Origin of the sequence: Microcoleus sp. PH2017_08_TRC_O_A (assembly GCF_020738665.1) — a bacterium.
Lineage (GTDB): Bacteria > Cyanobacteriota > Cyanobacteriia > Cyanobacteriales > Microcoleaceae > Microcoleus.
This window is the reverse complement of sequence record NZ_JAEQCE010000013.1, coordinates 117,097-134,163: the sequence shown is the minus strand read 5'-3', so window position 1 is coordinate 134,163 and position 17,067 is coordinate 117,097. Positions and strand designations below refer to the sequence as shown.

The following is a 17,067-nucleotide window of genomic DNA, read 5'->3' as shown; positions in this document are numbered from 1 at the left end:
CCTGCAAGTCCGAGGATTTGAGTAATGAATAGTCTTGTTTTAATTTCTCCCGCTTAAGGGAGAGGCTTTAAACCAATTCTTTCTGGTAAGTGGTTTTGATAGTGTAGTAGTGCGGGCAACCCTCGCACTACCATAGTTCGCGGTAAATTTTGGCAGAATCTTTACATTTAAGGATTCTGCCATATTTAATGGTATTAGAAAACTTGATTCATGCTAAATGGATATTGCAGATTATTACCGACAGTTAGGGCTAAGATCTGGTGCGAGTTTATCGCAAGTTAAGGCCTCTTATCGAAAGTTAGCCAGACAGTATCACCCCGATGTGAATCCGGGAAACGAACAGGCTAAGAATAAGTTTATTACTATTACTGAGGCTTATAAGTTCCTGGTGAATATTGCACCCGCCGATGTTGCGGAATCGAAAGTTGCCAATTCAACTGTACCGCCGACTCCGACAGCGCCAGCGGAGGCGGTGAAAGCTCAACCGCAAGCAGTTAAGGTGACTCGGAAACAGCAACCCACTGAAGATAAGCAGGATCTGTCGGCGGCGGAAGACAAGTTAAAAAAAGATGCTTATTTTGAACTGCAACAGTTGCTGAAATATCAGAGGTTCCCGCGGGCGATCGCCCTAATTGAGGGTTTGGCCCAGCGGATGCCCGAAGATCGGGAGGTGCGACAGTGGCAGGCGATCGCCTATCAGCGCTGGGGACGGCATTTAATAGGAGAAAAGCAGGTTGACAAAGCGAGAATTTATTTGAAAAAGGCGGTCAAAACTGACCCTCACAATCGGGCTTTGTGGGCGGAAGTTGAGCGGGATTTTCGCAGTTGGGAATTGGGAATTGGGAATTGGGAATTGGGAATTGGGAATTGGGAATTGGGAATTGGGAATTGGGAATTGGGAATTGGGAATTGGGAATTGGGCATTGAGAATTGGGAATTGGGAATTGGGAATTGGGAATTGGGAATTGGGAATTGGGCATTGGGAATTGGGCATTGGGAATTGGGCATTGGTTCTGTGCAGGTAATCGAAAGACTATACTGTGTTGTATCAACTTGTAGGGTGCGTCACTATGAAATGTTCGATGAAATTTGCAGATTGTAGATGGGGCGCACCTTACTATTTTTTACGCTCGGCAATTCCGATCTGGTATCATAGAATTATTGAGTTGAGAAACCAGAGATGATTGACACACCATCCACCGAACCAACACTGACAGATGTAATCGAAAAATTAGACAGCCTATCAACCCGTGTTGACCACCTAGCGACTGATGTCGAGAAGTTCAACGATCGATTTTCCAACTACCAGCAAGCGACTCAATGGGTTGTGCAGCTTGCTTTTACTCTGATTGCTAGTGCCACGATCACGGTGATTGTTACTTCGGTTCTGCGTCGGTAATCAAAAGGTTAATATTTTTGAGTTTTTCTAAAATAACTTGGGTATTTTCAGGTCGGTTTTCGGGTAGCGGTTCCATCAATTGGTCGATCAAGCTTACGAACAACTCGTCAACGCCTACAGCTTGATTTCTCCAATTTATTTTACCTGTTGTTGGATTGACGGGAAAGTCGATCGGCTGTAAACCCGTTAATAAATGTACAAAAGTACGCCCCAGGGCGAAAAAGTCCGATCGCACTTCAGCTTTACCTGCAACTTGTTCCGGCGCGCAATATCCCGCAGAACCTACGGGCGTTGTATCAATCCCTGCTTCTGTTGCAGCCCCAAAGTCAATTAGTCTCAATTTCCCATCGGCTGCAACCATCAGGTTGGATGGCTTAATATCCCGATGCACTAAATGATATTTGTGAATTTCCTGCAAAATATCAAGCATTTGTTGCAGCCAATCAACAGCTAATGTTTGAGAAATGTACTGATGTTTAGTTAGAAATTCTGCCAAGTTTTCGCCAATAATTTTTTCCATCACCAAACAAGACAATTGCTGCGAGTTATGGGGGAATTTAAGCTGGAAATAACCGTCTGGTTCGACTTGGGGAACTCTTCCCTTTCCCGCTAGCCAAATTAATGCCCGCGCTTCTTGTTGAAACAAACGAAGTAAATCGGGATTGTGTGTATGTTTCAAGACTTTTAACACCTTGAGTGTTCCCCATTCATTGTCCCCGGTTCCCCAATCTTGGACTTCAAAGATGTCTGTGGGGCGTGCGGGATTGGGCGATCGCACTGGCTTGATGATACGATAGCGATCGGCAATTAGTAAAGCCGTGCCACAAGCCTGACAATTTTGAGTAGCAGCAGTATTTTCCCGTTGTTCGCATTGAGGATTGATACAGTAACTCATCTGTCTTGATGCGTCCTGGACTGACGGATTTAACGGATTGATTCAATTATTAGCGCGAAACCCAGTAGTTCTGACCTTACTACTGGGTTTCTATTACCGGCCATTTTACACGCTACCACATTTAAGTCAAGGATTTAAGATTAATATCATCGCGCTCTACCGATTGAGCTACTCCCCAGTGTTTGGTTGGGGAGGCTGGAATTGAACCAGCAACCTCGATGACCTGATTGTTCCTGACATTCGTTTTGGCGATCGGCGGTGAATGCTGAATTTAGAGTGATAACTTGCTATTGAATTTGTACGCAATGCTGCCTCTCCCAAATTGGGCTACCCTCTATTTTGAGTAGAAGGGACAGGAGTCGAACCTGTACTGTCACATTGGTACGATTTAAGTTGAAGTTTTAGTTTGAGCTTGTACTCTGTTTATATCTTAAACCATAACTATCACAAAAGCAAGCAATTAGCGGAAAATAAATTGAAAAATTCGCTCTCCCACTCTCTGTTCCTCAACATCAGAATTGTTAGCTTCTTCTCGGGCAAACATCACAGCTTGCTGCAAGATTTCTACCCTTTGGAGCAACTCATTGATCCGCCGTGCTGGCAGAGATCCAGAAAACTTGACAGTCCGCCAGTAGCCGATCGTAATATCTTCGTAATAGACATCCACTTGAGCCGGATGGTGTTCCGTAGCTTCAGCTTTAACGTGATTGCGGGGAGTTTTAAAAGTCTTGAGAGTTTGCACCGGTTCTGTTGCCCAACAGTCGGCTGAAGCATCAAAGTTCCAAGTCTCGGAAGCATCTAAAACAGGAAGTTTTTTGATAAATGCTTGCAACTCTGACAGTTGCTTTTCAATGAATAGTAAATAGCTGACTGGCACTTGGCTCAAAAGCACGTTTCCGTCTACAGTTACGTCGGCACGGGCTCTGCAATTTGTCCAGTCTTTGGTTGCGGTTACGTCGAAGAGTTTGGTCAAAACTTCTGTTGTTTTGCGGATAATCTCTTCGGCTTTGACTTCGACTTTTTTGGACTCGGGCGGCAGTTGTTCGCCTTCTTCGTCTTTGGGGCGGTACGTGCGGGAGATTCCCGAAAGCACGGCGGGCTTCTGGAGGGCTTTTTGGGCTTCTGCTAGTTCTTGGATCGATCGGCTTTTGATGCCTTTCTCGATCGCGATAATCTGATTTAATCGTGCCATAGTTCTAAATTATTGATGCTGAACTCATGTCAAGTATGGTTGCAGGGCGATCGTCAAACTCTTTCTCGTGTGGCTTTTAGGGCTTTGAGGACTGAAGTCCTGACTGCAAACCTTACGATTTTTAAGTTGACATCACGGATATTTGTAGTATGACATACTTCAAAGAGAATGACAAGCTTTCCTTTGGAGGGGCCATGCCAAGAGTCCCCGCCCTGACTAGCCCAGTAATTTATGCCTCAAAAACTTGGCAAAATCCCTAGCATCGCTGCGGATCAAGTGAATGCCGTCATTAGTGCGCCATTCTCGCGGGGGCGGGGGGGGCAACCACTCAAAGCGATCGGACGGAAACAGCTTTTTAGTCAATTCTCGGACTTGTTTTCTCCTGATTGCAGCGTCAACTCGCGACTCTTGAGGAATGTCAAATAAAATTATTTTTGCCCCGCTATTTTTATTGATTTCAGCGATTTGAGCTCTAATTACAGCAGCTTCTTTTTTGATATCTTCTGCATCTTTTTTAGACAAAGGTTGGCTTTGAATGTCAACTGTTGTTTGGATAGCTTTTTGCGATAATTCCGGAGTAAGATTGCGAGCCTCTCCGCTATCTAGTGCCTCTTTTGTTGCTTTTTGATTTTGTTTAGAGCGTTTTTTTAACGAATGTATAAAAATACTAACTGGACGATATTCTTCTCTCAGTATTGGCAAATACTGGCGCATCCAATAAAAAACAGGATTGTACAAAGATTCAACTAAATCCCTATCTATTGTGCGACTAATAGTATCGTTAATTTCTACCAAAATAATCGGAGGGTTGCTATTACTTTTTTTAACTATTTCTAAACCCGTCTGGCTCGATCCTCCCCCCAAAGCTATGCTCTTTACGCCCTTTCCAATGTCTGTAACATGAAGGTTGGCAGATAGAGAACTACCCACCATGACAATTTTCAGATCGGAATCATCATATACATACCTTTGAGCTTTGACAATATTATTTTGAATCAGGCTAACTCCGTCAGAAGCTGGCAACACTCCGCCACTGACGAGAACTTGATAAAAACTTATTACAAACAGGAAAATTAGTACCGGGCGCAGAATAGATCGCAACTTGTATTTTATAAACATTGAACACCTTCTAGAATTGGAAATAAATAAATTGTTTCGAGCTGCCACTGTTGAGGAATATCATTGCTAGCATAATTCCTAAAGCTACATCTTGATAAATACTCCAGAATTTTTGATTTTTTTTAAGTGAATCATGTTTCATCAGATTTTGCCAAGTGGGAAAATGAGGAATGTGATAAATTACTACTGGTAGGGAAAAAGTTAGCGTCGGAATAATGTGAGTCCAACCAGGCTTGACTTTATAGTTGCGAACTAAAGTAACTACGAAGTCAACTGCTTCTTCAAATCGTGGGAGTTTGAAAAGCAGCCATCCGAAGGAAACAAAAGAGAAAATTCCTACAACGCTAACGCTGTCAAATAATAATTGCTGCCAGATTGGTTTGGTTTCTGCTGAATTGGGTTCTGGGGATTTATTTTTGGATTTGTCGAACCCAAAAAAGCGTTCTACTGCTAAACCAAATCCGTGATAAATGCCCCAAACTGCATAACTCCAAGCAGCACCGTGCCACAATCCGCCTAAAGTCATTACTGTCATTAAGTTAAGATAAGTTCTGATTTTTCCTTTACGGTTTCCTCCTAGGGGAAAGTATAGATAATCTCTGAGCCAAGTTGATAGGGAAATGTGCCACCTTCTCCAGAATTCGGAGAGGGAACGGGAGATGTAGGGAAAGTTGAAGTTGTCGGGAATTGCGTAGCCCAAAGCCGCTGCTAAACCGATCGCAATTAAGGAGTAACCGGCAAAATCGGCAAAGATTTGGATTGAGTAGCCGAACAGCAGCGTCAGGTTGGTAATAGTTCCAAATCCTTGGTAGTAGGGAAAGCTGATCCAGAAGGTATAGTCTTTTAAGTTGTCGGCGACGACCATTTTTAGGAAGTAGCCGACTGTGAGCGATCTAAAAATGAAATTGAAAGAAATGTCTTTTAAATATTTAGGCTCAATCTGGGGATAGAATGTCTTGGATTTTAAAATAGGGCCTGAGAGTAAATTGGGAAAAAAGCTAATAAAAAATGAAGTATTGAGCAGGTGTTGGCTAAATTTGGGTGATACGTAAGCGTGGGATTCTGTTTCGCTTTCGCTTTTATCTTTTTGACTCAGTACATCTACCACTAAACTTATGCCTTCAAAGGTGTAGAAAGAAATACCGATTGGCAGAGGTAATTTTAAGAATAAATAAGCAATACTGCCTTCGGTTCGAGCAATATTAAAAACATCTGCAACAAAGTTAGTGAGCAAACCGGCGTATTTAAACAAGCTCAAAATTAATACATTCAGAACTACTCCTAATAAGGCCCAAAAAAAACGCTGTTTCTTGTCTGAAATTCTGGCAATTTGAAAGCTGGCTGTAGCGTTGATCGCAATTGAGAGGAGCAGGATTGACAGCAGTGCGGGAGCGTTCCAACTGTAAAATATGAAGCTGGCAATTATGAGGATGGGAACTTGCAGTTTTTGTAAGGGAGGCAAATAATATATGGTGAAAACAATTGCAAAAAATACTAGAAATTCAATACTGTTAAATAACATATTCTTTTGATTTCGGTCTTTGATAAGTCTAACGGACAGCGGGTTGATTACTTTGGTTTTTCATCGGTTTTTCAACCGATATCCCTCGCGTTGTCTGGTGGGATTTTTGTGAAAAAACCCAGTTTCTGCGTCTCAGAGTTTTTTACCTAAGTTGTGACACCATTTTCCTAAAATAATGCAACTGTTGGCAAGCTTTAAACCCATACATAGTAAGTCATTTCCAACTTTTTGATTTTCTATGCAAAAAGCGAAAATCGAAAATCGAAAAAGTTATCACTCACTATATCAAGGAGTGGCACTAATGCCAAGAGCGGACTCGTGGTGAGAGGTCGATCGCGCTTCCTGCAAAAGTGTAGCAAAGTTTACCTATTTTTCACGCTGCGACTACCTCCTGAGATAGATGTGCAAATACCTCCAGGGGCAAATTGCAATATTGGGAAACATTTCTTAACATATAGATAACAAAGGGAATCCGAGGAGACCAAAAATCCTTAAGCCCTTGGGGTGCTCGGTTAACCAGATTCTTCGCAAACAAGGGCTAAATCAATGAACAAGCAGCAAAACTCCGAAGTTTCAGCATTTTTGCCAATGCTCCAAAAAGGCATTTGGCTGTTTGGGATTCTGTCTTGGATATTCGGGCTGACAGATAGAAGCATTGCACTATTGTCTGACGGATACCTGTCCGCGATCGATATTGTCCAGCTATTTACAGCTTCCTTCTTTTTCGTTAGTTGGATTTTTTTAAGCCCGTTTCTGAGTTCTAACTCCCAGAGTCAGCGGAAGGTAGAAGGCATTCGGCAGAAAGTAGAAGCATCTCGCTAGTTTTTAAGGAATGAGAATTAAATAACTTACAATCTTTATTGTTCTTGTGGGATGGGCGTCCCGCCCGTCCAGAAAGGACGGGCGGGACGCCCATCCCACTTTCAAGAGTGTAAATTATTTAATTTGCGATCCTAAGTTGTTATGTTAGATTCGGTCGGGCTGTTGGTTTCTTCTGTGGCGAAGCGGGCGGGCCAAATGCGATCGCAAAAAAACAAAGTCCCCGCCGTCATACACAGTGGAATCGCCAACAGATTCAACAGGGGAATGCTCACCAAACCCAAACAAACCAAACCAAAACTCCCGCTAGCCGGCAAACTCGCCCGAATTATCTCAAATTTATCCTGAAAAGGTAGCTTCCGCCGCTCCAAAGGTGCATTTAAAAAGTCCAAACAGACAATAGTCGCGCCCAAAGCTACGCCTCCTAAACTGCTAAGAATAGAGCCGGGGCCGGGGAGAAAATTCAGCAGCAGGAGCGGTATCCCGATGCTGAACAAAAGTTGTAGTTTTCGGATTTCAAAGCCGATCGCCATTTGTAGATCCCGAAAAATACTCGCCAAGTTCATTGGTGCTTCTGCGGGCAATTGACCGTTCCGCAGAAGTTCCAATTGTTCGGATAATTTGCCGTACCAGGGCGAACCTAAAATCACGCCAAACTGGACTAATAAAAACCCGATTATTAACAAAAGTCCTGAAACCAAAAGTACGCGCAGCAGCCAGCCGAAACCGATTGTTAAGACGCCAAGAAAGCTCAGCCAAGCTGGCAAACTCGCAATTAAATCATTAAATTTGACTGACAAATCGGCAACTAAAACGTCTATGCCTGCCAAACTAGGAAATAGCAAGCTTAAATAAAGACCGATACCAATTAAAAAATTTAGGACGACGGGAATTAATACATAAGTCCACAGCTTGGGAGTTTGCAAAATCAGCGTGAAAGCTCGAAAAGGATAGGTGAAACCTACCAAAAGTCCAAGGGGAGCGGTAATGGCTGCGGGGGCGGGATTTGAATTGAGCTGTTTTGACATATGGTTAAACAGTTGACAGTTGACAGTTGACAGTTGACAGCGAATTGATAAGAACGGAGATTTAAACTCCGTTTTTATCACAATCTGCCTTCATGAGTAAGGGCTTCAAACCCGGCTATTCGGTGAAGGAAGAAGGAAGAAGGAAGAAAGCCCTTCGACTACGCTCAGGGTACAAATTCTATTATTATTACGTATGAGGATTTATTGCAGGTAGCCCCAAAAGTGAAGCTTTTTATTTACCATACCCCGGAACTTACGCCAGCAGACAAGATGCCGGCTTGCGCGATCGCAGTTGATGTACTGCGGGCGACTACGACGATGGCGACGGCCTTGAATAATGGGGCGGAAGCTGTGCAAGTTTTCAGCGACTTAGATAAGCTGATGGCCGAGAGCGAAAAATGGCCTGGAGACAAGCGGATTCGCGCCGGAGAGCGCGGTGGCGCGAAAGTTGACGGTTTTGACATGGGGAATTCGCCGCTGGACTGCCCGCCAGAAAAGGTGACTGGAAAGCGAATTTTTATCAGCACAACTAACGGTACTCGGGCTCTGCAACGAGTGCAAGATGCTGCTACGGTGTTGACGGCGGCTTTGAACAACCGCAAATCTGTGGTGCAGTTTCTGTTAAGCAAAAAGCCGGAAAGTATTTGGATTGTGGGTTCTGGTTGGGAAGGGAGTTATTCGTTGGAGGATACGGTGTGTGCTGGTGCGATCGCCCAAAGTCTTTTAGCAGAAAGCGGTATTCCTGCGATCGATTTTGCTGGTAACGATGAAGTGTTTGGGGCGATCGCTCTTTATCTGCACTGGCAAGATCGGCTGCATGAATTGTTGGAAAAAGCCAGTCACGGCCAGCGCCTCCTGGGTTTGGGTGTGATTGAAGATTTAAAATATTGCGCGCAATTAGATACTTTAGATGTGCTTCCTATGCAGCGAGAACCGGGTGTGTTGGTGAAGTCGGATTTTAAAATTTCTTAGGCTGATTTCTGGGTTTTATCTTCGGAAGAAACGGCGAATTGAAATTGTCTGCGAGTGCAGTATTGGTAGGTACGCTGGGAGCATCTCAGTTTTGCATTTACAACAGTGCGAGCTTAAGAGCTCGCGTATTGTACAATACGCGAGCTCTTAAGCTCGCACTACAATAAAAAAAATGCTTTTTACAAAACTGAGATGCTCCCGATGCTCCCGGAGCATCTCAGTTTTGCATTTGTAGTGCGAGCTTAAGAGCTCGCGGGTATTATACTCGCGAGCTCTTAAGCTCGCACTCAAAGAAAAAATGCTTTTTACCAAAATGAGATGCTCCCTGCGAGTCCGCATCCAATCGGAGGACTGAAGTCCTCACTACGAACGACGGAAGTTAGTAATTAGCGAACAATATTTTTTCAATAAAGTGCAATTAAAGATATTGAGTAGGGAGACAATATTGTTGTATTCCTAGTGTATTCCAGACAATTAAGAATTGTTGGATTCGCCGAACCGTTGAATTAAACACTCGGCAATTCTGGCTGATGCACCGCCTTCTCCCATGCGGCGCCAGCCATTTTCAGCGATTAGCTGCAACCTGTCGGGATCGCGAAGCAAAGACTGGATGGTGCCGGCAACTTCGGCGGGATGTTTGACTAAAATTAATGAGGGGCCTAAGAGGCGACTTTGAGCTTCGGCAAAAGCGGGAGTAAATTGCGGGCCGCTTCCGGGAATGGCGATCGCCGGTTTTCCTAAACCGACAAATTGTTCTGTAGCGGTTCCGGCCATTGCGATCGCTAAATCGGCTTGGTACAAACAATCGTTAAAACTTTGCTGAGTTAAAATCATCGTGGCTTTTCTTTGCACAAAAGTCAAGGGCAATAGCAAATTAGGAGATTCTTTCCTAATTTCTTGAGCGCTAGAAACAGGAGGTCGCAAAATACTGCCTTCTCGCCGCTGGGTTTTAGTTTCGCCGTCTTGACGCCAGCCGAAAAATTCTAAACTAGGTCGCAAAGCTTCTAAGTTTAACTCGGGAGAAATAGCTCCGAAAAATAACAATTTGCGATCGCCAAACAGAGACAAAATTCCGGCAACAGCCTCTACTATTAGCAGCCAATTAGCATAGGCTTCCGGCGCTCGGGAACCGGGCAGTAAGGTGATGACGAGCGATCGCTCCATTTCCCGAAACTCTGCATCAGGGCCGTAAAAACGGGCGGGGTTTTCCGGTTCGAGTCCGTCCATCATGGGATTGCCGAGATTGTAGGCGGGAATTCCCAGCTTTTCTAAAGTCTCGGCGGTGAGGGCGTCCCGGACAAAAACGGCTTTACAGAGCTTTCTAGTCATCAACCAGCGCTCCCAAGGGAAATAAACCGATCGCGACCAAATCTTCCAAGCCCACGGGCGGGATTTGCCAGCCAGAGGCCCCTGCTCGTCCCGCACGTGATACTCCGACTTAGCCGTGCCGACAAAGGCATAGGGCGCGGCGCCCAGCCAAGCAAACAGCAGCGGTACAATATCTCCGCAAGCTAAGATTGCTGGCTTGTGATTTCCAGACTGTTGTGGCGATCGCACCCAAGCGCGGATAGCTTTAAACTGAGCTAGGGTCAACTGAAGCAACCCGCCTTTGACATCGCGCAAAAATTCCCTTCCGTCCATGTAGATAAAGCCACCCGAAGGCATCCGCTGCACCGGGCCGATGATGCAGGCGTTTTCTAGTTGAGCGAAAGCTTGCCCTTCGCCCACTAGCGGAAACACGGCTATTTCTGGGGGATGCGGGTGCTGTTGCAGTTCTCGCAAGATGCGAAGGGCGATCGCATCTTCTCCGTGGCCGTTACTGAGGCAAAGTATTTTCAATCCCAAATCTCTCAAAAAACTGTCTCTCATATTATCATCGGGCAAACAGGGCATCGGCCAAACAGGGCATTGGGCATACGTCACTTTTTTGAGAACTACTATATAGCAGAAAAAATGAAGTAAGTAGACCCGCGCGAGTCGGGCACTTTTTGGTAAAATAGCGGATGAAACTCCTATTTTAGAGGTAAAATCGGATGCTACAAACCCTGCCAAAATCTTTGACACTCGAAGAGTTTCTGAAGTTGTCAGAAACCAAACCAGCCAGCGAGTACATTGACGGTAAAATCATTCAAAAACCCATGCCTCAAGGAGAACATAGTGTAATTCAAGGCGAGTTGACAAGTGCTGCTAATGCTGCTCTCAAACCTCAAAAGGTGGCGCGAGCATTTCCCGAACTGCGGTGTGTTTTTGGCGGTCGCGCGATCGTTCCCGACGTGACTGTATTCACTTGGGAGCGCATTCCCCGTAACGAAAATGGCGGTGTGGCAAATGTGTTTGCGATCGCCCCGGATTGGACAATTGAAATCCTCTCCCCTGACCAAAGCCAAACTAAAGTTACTAAAAATATTTTACATTCTCTCAAACACGGAACTCAAATGGGTTGGTTAATCGATCCAGAAGAGCGATCGGTTTTTGTATATCGGCCGGCTCAATCAACCGAGGTGTTTGACGAACCGGAACAGTTATTGCCCGTGCCATCTTTTGCCAGGGAATTGCAACTGACAGTAGGAGATTTATTTGGTTGGCTGTTACAGTGAAACAACAGAATATTATATAGCCTTTCTCACTAACATGAGTTACGCATTGGGCGAAGCGAAGCGGAGGGATTGGGCCCATCGTAGCGGAGGGATTGGATCTGACAACCAATAACTAATAACCAATAACTAATAACCAATAACTAATAACTACTAACCATCGATATACTGCTGTAAAATATTCCGAATTTGTTTGAGCTGAAATCCCTTAGCAAGTTGGCGGAGCTTCGTGGCAAACGGCACTAATTTTGGTTCCAAACTTTCCAGCTTAGCACTCTCCTCAAAAATTTCTTCAATGTCGCCCATAGCCGCAAGTTTCACAATTTTTGCTACCGACTCAGAAGCCGCAGGTAACAGAGCAGCATAAGCAGGAAAATCAGATGCTGGTGACAAACTGGGAGTTTTACAATTTTGGTTTTCCGGAGATTCCTCGTAAATCCATTCTAGTCCCAAATGCACGCGCAACTGTTCCAAAAAGTGATTTGCTTCGATCGGCTTGGGAAGAAAATCATCGCACCCTGCAAGGATGCTCTCTTGCTGCGCCGACTCGAAAACGCTAGCTGACAAAGCGATTAACACGACATCTTTTAATTCCGGCAACTGCCGCAGTCTCCTTGTAGTTTCTAAGCCATCCATTACAGGCATTTGCAAGTCCATTAAAATCACATCAGGTTGAAATTTGACTGCTTTGTAGAGGCATTCTTGACCATTTTGTGCCTCTGCAACTTCAAATCCCAAACGCCCCAGCATCCTGCACAACAAATCGCGATTTAGTTGATTGTCGTCCACGATTAGCACTTTCCGCTTATTGCCCACAAAACCGACCAGCCAGCGTTTTTCCCGCAAAGGAGACACCTCTAAGTAGCGTTTGGCTGCGGGCAATTCTAAATCTAGCCAGAAAGTGCTGCCTTTTCCGAAAGTGCTGTTGACGCGAATTTTGCTGCCCATCAGTTTAGCTAATTTCTGGCTGATCGAGAGTCCGAGACCCGTACCTTCAACAAAGGTATTGCCTCCTACTTGGTGGAACGGCAAAAATATTTCTTCTAACTTGCTTTTGTCTATTCCTGTCCCGGTATCCTCGACTTGAAATCGGATTTTTAAAGCGTGTTTAGCTGCGATCGCATTGTGGGAAAAGCGCAGATAAGTTTCTTTGAGTTCAGAACTCAAAAGCGAGAATTCGTATGTTTCTCCTTGGCTGCGACTCCAGGCCTCTGTGCCGACATAGCCGACTTTGAAAGTTACTCCGCCGCTGTTAGTAAATTTAACGGCATTGCTGAGTAAATTTATCAGAACTTGGCGCAATCTTTTTTGATCGACTTGGACGCAGGTGGGCAGGGGCGATACTTGTTCGTAATTGAAACAAATTCCTTTTTGATCTGCCCGCATCTGAAACAGATCCGCAATGTTTTTCGTAAAATTTAGAAAATTTAACTCTTCCGGGTAGAGTTCCATTTTTCTAGCTTCGATTTTAGAAAGGTCTAAAACATCGTTGATTAACATCAGCAGGTGTTGACCGCACTGTTGAATATTGCTGAGACTTTCTTGTTGATCGCAGCTTAAGTCTCTGTCGGTTTTGAGGATTTGAGCGTAACCTAAAACCCCGTTTAAAGGCGTGCGGAGTTCGTGGCTCATGTTGGCGAGAAATTCGCTTTTGGCGCGGTTGGCGGTTTCGGCGGCTTCTTTAGCTAATTTTAGGGCTGCTTCTGCTTGTTTGCGATCGGCTATTTCGGTTTGTGCTTGTTCAAATAGTGTCGATTGCTGGATCGCGATCGCCAATTGCACGCACAATTGCCGCAGGGATTCTATTTCTGAGGAATCCCAGACACGGGGGCCGCTGCAATCGTGGGCGATCAGCAGTCCCCAAAGTTGATTTTCTGCGGTGGGTTGGGCAGGGTAAATGCTTTCTCGTGCTTGTAAAATTGGCACTATTAAGTTAGCTCTAACTTCAAAATTTTCAAGAATTTTAATGTAGCATTCGCTCAGATTTTCACCATAAATATCTTCGATAGCTCGAATACAGCCTTGCTGGTAAATAGCAACAAATTTATCTTTAAAACAGGGGTCAAGATTGTTAAAACCTCGGAGAGAAATTCGATTATTTGCCACGGATTCGACAACTACAGTGCCGCTCCAGTCGGGATTAAAGCGGTAAATAACTGTGCGGTCTGTTTGCAATAATTGCCGCACTTGATCGACAGCAGCGGTGAGAACTTCTTCTAAATTGAGGGAAGAGCGAATGCGATCGAGCATGGCAACTACCAGGCGTTCTCGCCTTAATTGCTTTAGCAGCGCCATCTCAGCTTGTTTCCGGTCTGTGATGTCGGTAATTACTCCCACAAACCCGATTAAATTATCAGTTTCATCTTTAATACAGTCAGCGCGAAATAAGGTTGTTACCAGTTCCTTGCTTTTAGTTTTGATTTTGAGTTCGCCTTGCCAAGATTTGCCTTTACGAATCGTTTTAAACATTTCTTGCAGCACTGAATTTTGCGGATAAATTGCCGTTGCTCCACCCGCTGCGTTCAGTTCTTCTGCTGTGTAGCCGTACCGCTGAATAAAGGCTTGATTGTGGTAGATCGATCGCCCTGTCAAGTCAGCAATGCCGATCGCATCACTGGTGCTTTCTACGGCTTGAGTCACCCGCAGTAGGTCTAATTCAGCTTGTTTGCGATCGCTAATATCAGTAATGCTGCCGATATAGCCTTTAACTTCGTGCTTGTCTCCGATTTCGGCGATCGCCTGACCGATCGCCCAAATTACCCGACCGTCTGGACGCAGAAAGCGGTATTCTGATTTAAAAGGAATTTTGTGAATAATTGCTCCATACCATTCATTCTTCACCCGATCCGCATCATCGGGATGTAGGGCATTCATCCAGCCAGTTTCGGCTGCTAATTCTGCATTTAATCCCGTGATTTCGCTCCACCGCTGATTCACATAAAGACAATTACCAAACGCATCACTGTGAAATATGCAAACCGGCGATGCTTCTGCCAAAGTTTGATAGCGGCGCTGGCTAGATTGCAGTTCTGATTCTGCTTGTTTTCTTTTGGTGATATCGCGGAAGATCGAAATTATCTCGCCCCCTGCAAGCATTGTCAGCGACAATTCTTGAGGGAACTTAGTACCGTCGCGCCGCTGACCGATCGCTTCTATATTGCAGTACCCTTTTTCCTGGAGCACCGGGATTATTTCACGTTCAAGATATTGAATTTCAGCACGGCTGTAGAGCATTTTCCATTTCTTCCCATACAGTTCGCTAGCGCTAGCCAAGCCGTACATTTTAAGATAAGCGTCGTTTGAATAAATACATTCTTTACGCTCGTTAAAAATAGCAATGCCGTCATGAGCAGCGCCCATAGCGACTGCTTGTCGCTGAAGTTCCGACTCAGCTTTTTTGCGAGAAGTAATATCGCGAGCCACTGCATAAATCAAACCTTCTTCGCTAAAAGGCGATGCCGTCCACAGCAACCATTTGTAAGAACCGTCTTGGCAAATATAGCGGTTTTCAAAGTAAATACTGGGCGTGCCACTTATTAGCTTTTCCGCTTCGATTAGAGTGGCTACTCGATCGTCTGGATGAATAAATTCGATTAATGGTTTGGCGAGCAGTTCGGCGCTGCTGTAGCCCAGAGCATTTGACCAAGCAGGGTTTAATCGTTTAAAATAGCCGTCGAAACCAGCAATACAAAGCAAGTCTAAGGATATAGTAAAAAAGCGATCGCGCTCTGTCTGTGCCTGCTTTAACTCAGTGATATCCATCACTAAACCGTCCCAGAGAATATCGCCTTTGCTCCCAGATTTGCTCTGATTGGTGAGCCTTTCCGGTCTGGATGCTCCTTGCAGCCACTTAACTTTTCCGGATGGCATAATCTGCCGCCACTGCTGCCGCCAAGGTTCCAGCATAGCGGCTGAAATTGCGATCGATGCTTCTAAATCTAAGCGATCGTCTGCATGAATTCGGCTGAAAATCAATTCTGCATTTTGCTCTATTGCTTCTGGCTCTAATTCGTAAAGTTCCCGACTGCCTGAAGAAACGTAAGGAAAATATTTTTCTCCGCTAGCTGAGAGTCGGAATTGATAAATTACTCCGGGCAGGTTGGCTACGAGTTTTTGAAATCGAGCTTCGCTTTGTTCCAGAGCTATTTGCTGCCGTCTGTATTCGGTAAAATTTCTGATTGTGCCAACTATTACTTTACTGTTATCAGCTCTTTTAAAAACGCTTTTTTTGGTAGAAATTATCCATTCTTTTCCCGCAGTGTCGGTGAATTTATCTTCTGTTTCCAAACAGATATCTTTTGCCAATAATTCTTCATCTTTTCTGCAAAAAACATCCGCTTCTGATTTTGGAAGAAAGTCATATTCTGATTTGCCGATCAGTTCTTGTCGAGATTTCCCTATCAACTGACAAAAAGCATCATTTAATATCATCCACCGGTTCTGGTCATCTTTGACAAAAATTGGATCTGGGGTCGCATTTAGAGTGTGGTTTAAAAATTCTTCAGATGCTTTCAGTTGTGCTTCGTAGCGGTAGCGATCGCTCACGTCCAACACCACTTCAATTATCCGGTCAATAGATCCATCTAGGCCGCGGATGCAGCGCAGCGAAACTCGCGTGTAAACTATTTCGCCATCTTTTCTAAACCACCTTTTATCTGAGATGTAACCGTCGGTTTTACCTGCTAACATCTGAGAAAATTTTTCAAAATTGGCCTCAAAATCCTCTGGATGAGTAAGCTCCAGGCAATGCTTGTGCACGAGTTCGTCGCGATCGTATAAGAGCAAATCGCACAGAGCGTCGTTAACTTCAATCCAATTGCAATTTTCAGCAATTGCGGGGTCAATAATTGGAGCGACGATGGCAATTCCGATCAGGGAATTTTCCACCACCGAGCGATATTTTTCTTCGCTTTTTCGCAAAGCATCTTGACTGTTCTGGCGTTCTATGGCGTAACGGAGCGATCGCATTAACAGTTCGCCGTCGATTTTTCTTTTGACTAAATAATCCTGTACGCCCACCGAGATCAACCGCAGGGCAAGCTCTTCGTCGTTTTGGGCAGTCAAAACTACGATCGGCACATTTACCCCATACTCTTGTATCCGAGCCACCGTCTCGATGCCCTGACTGTCTGGTAGTGAAAGGTCTAATAAAATTATGTCAAAACTTTCTTGATTCAATCGCTGCTGCGCTTCGCTGAGGCACTCTACTTTCGTCAGCAATATATACTGCCGACCGCTAATTCCTGACAGCAAATCTTCAATAAGCTCAGCTTCCTGAGGGTGGTCTTCTACTAACAGAACCTTGAAGCACGTAGGAGGTACAGCTAAGTTAAAAACTGCTTTCATAATATTTATTAATTAAAAGTTGTCTCAAGCTAACTTGGATTTTATCTTTTATTTCCGGGGGAGTTATCGAATTGCACCTACACATACATCGGCGATCGGATTGCGGTGTGACTGAACGCTACAAAACTTGTGTTTAAGAGTTATAATTATATCACAAATTCACTCGGCTGTCAACGCGAAA

At 44.6% G+C, this 17,067-nt stretch carries 11 protein-coding genes and 1 pseudogene; 5 read left to right on the top strand and 7 right to left on the bottom strand.

Features of this window, described 5'->3' with window-relative positions; all coding sequences use genetic code 11:
* Positions 1-217: 217 nt before the first annotated feature.
* Together JGK22_RS05815 and JGK22_RS05810 are read left to right on the top strand one after the other, a co-directional pair.
* Positions 218-823, top strand: a pseudogene (locus tag JGK22_RS05815) (J domain-containing protein); the annotation flags it as partial.
* 357 nt (positions 824-1,180) lie between these two features.
* The gene (locus JGK22_RS05810) at positions 1,181-1,399 is read left to right on the top strand and encodes a hypothetical protein (RefSeq protein WP_293216365.1); all 219 of its coding nucleotides are present in this window, start codon (positions 1,181-1,183) and stop codon (positions 1,397-1,399) included.
* Here the strand turns inward: JGK22_RS05810 and JGK22_RS05805 are convergent.
* From JGK22_RS05805 to JGK22_RS05790, 4 genes are all read right to left on the bottom strand, one after another.
* Positions 1,377-2,294 carry a serine/threonine-protein kinase gene (locus tag JGK22_RS05805; RefSeq protein ID WP_293312509.1) on the bottom strand — a complete coding sequence of 306 codons (918 nt, stop codon included), beginning with the start codon at positions 2,292-2,294 and terminating at the stop codon, positions 1,377-1,379. The two genes, JGK22_RS05810 and JGK22_RS05805, sit on opposite strands and share 23 nt — an antisense overlap.
* Before the next feature lie 460 nt (positions 2,295-2,754).
* Positions 2,755-3,486 carry a hypothetical protein gene (locus tag JGK22_RS05800; protein ID WP_293312507.1) on the bottom strand — a complete coding sequence of 244 codons (732 nt, stop codon included), beginning with the start codon at positions 3,484-3,486 and terminating at the stop codon, positions 2,755-2,757.
* 216 nt (positions 3,487-3,702) lie between these two features.
* Positions 3,703-4,605 (bottom strand): hypothetical protein, encoded by a 903-nt coding sequence (locus JGK22_RS05795; protein WP_293216361.1) that lies wholly within the window; start codon positions 4,603-4,605, stop codon positions 3,703-3,705.
* A 10-nt stretch (positions 4,606-4,615) separates the two neighbouring features.
* Positions 4,616-6,127, bottom strand: coding sequence for an MBOAT family O-acyltransferase (locus JGK22_RS05790; RefSeq protein WP_293174653.1), 1,512 nt, complete (start codon positions 6,125-6,127; stop codon positions 4,616-4,618).
* A gap of 546 nt (positions 6,128-6,673) precedes the next feature.
* Here JGK22_RS05790 and JGK22_RS05785 point away from each other — a divergent pair.
* Positions 6,674-6,949 carry a hypothetical protein gene (locus JGK22_RS05785; protein WP_293174656.1) on the top strand — a complete coding sequence of 92 codons (276 nt, stop codon included), beginning with the start codon at positions 6,674-6,676 and terminating at the stop codon, positions 6,947-6,949.
* A 131-nt stretch (positions 6,950-7,080) separates the two neighbouring features.
* Here JGK22_RS05785 and JGK22_RS05780 read toward each other — a convergent pair whose 3' ends face one another.
* Positions 7,081-7,974, bottom strand: coding sequence for an EI24 domain-containing protein (locus JGK22_RS05780; protein ID WP_293174659.1), 894 nt, complete (start codon positions 7,972-7,974; stop codon positions 7,081-7,083).
* Between the two features lie 222 nt (positions 7,975-8,196).
* Here JGK22_RS05780 and JGK22_RS05775 point away from each other — a divergent pair, with 222 nt between their 5' ends.
* Positions 8,197-8,946: a 2-phosphosulfolactate phosphatase family protein gene (locus JGK22_RS05775; protein ID WP_293174662.1), complete on the top strand. Its 750-nt coding sequence runs from the start codon at positions 8,197-8,199 to the stop codon at positions 8,944-8,946.
* Between the two features lie 474 nt (positions 8,947-9,420).
* On the opposite strand, the gene JGK22_RS05770 is transcribed toward JGK22_RS05775, so the two are convergent.
* Positions 9,421-10,815 carry a lipid-A-disaccharide synthase-related protein gene (locus JGK22_RS05770; protein WP_293174665.1) on the bottom strand — a complete coding sequence of 465 codons (1,395 nt, stop codon included), beginning with the start codon at positions 10,813-10,815 and terminating at the stop codon, positions 9,421-9,423.
* A 164-nt stretch (positions 10,816-10,979) separates the two neighbouring features.
* Between JGK22_RS05770 and JGK22_RS05765 the strand changes: the two genes are divergently transcribed.
* Positions 10,980-11,543, top strand: a complete 564-nt coding sequence (locus JGK22_RS05765) for a Uma2 family endonuclease (RefSeq protein ID WP_293174668.1) — start codon at positions 10,980-10,982, stop codon at positions 11,541-11,543.
* Positions 11,544-11,693: 150 nt separating this feature from the next.
* On the opposite strand, the gene JGK22_RS05760 is transcribed toward JGK22_RS05765, so the two are convergent.
* Positions 11,694-16,886 (bottom strand): PAS domain S-box protein, encoded by a 5,193-nt coding sequence (locus tag JGK22_RS05760; RefSeq protein WP_293211481.1) that lies wholly within the window; start codon positions 16,884-16,886, stop codon positions 11,694-11,696.
* Positions 16,887-17,067 lie beyond the last annotated feature (181 nt).

Excerpts from the sequence above, each read along its gene's own strand:
- JGK22_RS05810 (WP_293216365.1), top strand. The coding sequence starts at position 1,181 with ATGATTGACACACCATCCACCGAACCAACACTGACAGATGTAATCGAA.
- JGK22_RS05805 (WP_293312509.1), bottom strand. The coding sequence starts at position 2,294 with ATGAGTTACTGTATCAATCCTCAATGCGAACAACGGGAAAATACTGCT.
- JGK22_RS05800 (WP_293312507.1), bottom strand. The coding sequence starts at position 3,486 with ATGGCACGATTAAATCAGATTATCGCGATCGAGAAAGGCATCAAAAGC.
- JGK22_RS05795 (WP_293216361.1), bottom strand. The coding sequence starts at position 4,605 with ATGTTTATAAAATACAAGTTGCGATCTATTCTGCGCCCGGTACTAATT.
- JGK22_RS05790 (WP_293174653.1), bottom strand. The coding sequence starts at position 6,127 with ATGTTATTTAACAGTATTGAATTTCTAGTATTTTTTGCAATTGTTTTC.
- JGK22_RS05785 (WP_293174656.1), top strand. The coding sequence starts at position 6,674 with ATGAACAAGCAGCAAAACTCCGAAGTTTCAGCATTTTTGCCAATGCTC.
- JGK22_RS05780 (WP_293174659.1), bottom strand. The coding sequence starts at position 7,974 with ATGTCAAAACAGCTCAATTCAAATCCCGCCCCCGCAGCCATTACCGCT.
- JGK22_RS05770 (WP_293174665.1), bottom strand. The coding sequence starts at position 10,815 with ATGAGAGACAGTTTTTTGAGAGATTTGGGATTGAAAATACTTTGCCTC.
- JGK22_RS05765 (WP_293174668.1), top strand. The coding sequence starts at position 10,980 with ATGCTACAAACCCTGCCAAAATCTTTGACACTCGAAGAGTTTCTGAAG.
- JGK22_RS05760 (WP_293211481.1), bottom strand. The coding sequence starts at position 16,886 with ATGAAAGCAGTTTTTAACTTAGCTGTACCTCCTACGTGCTTCAAGGTT.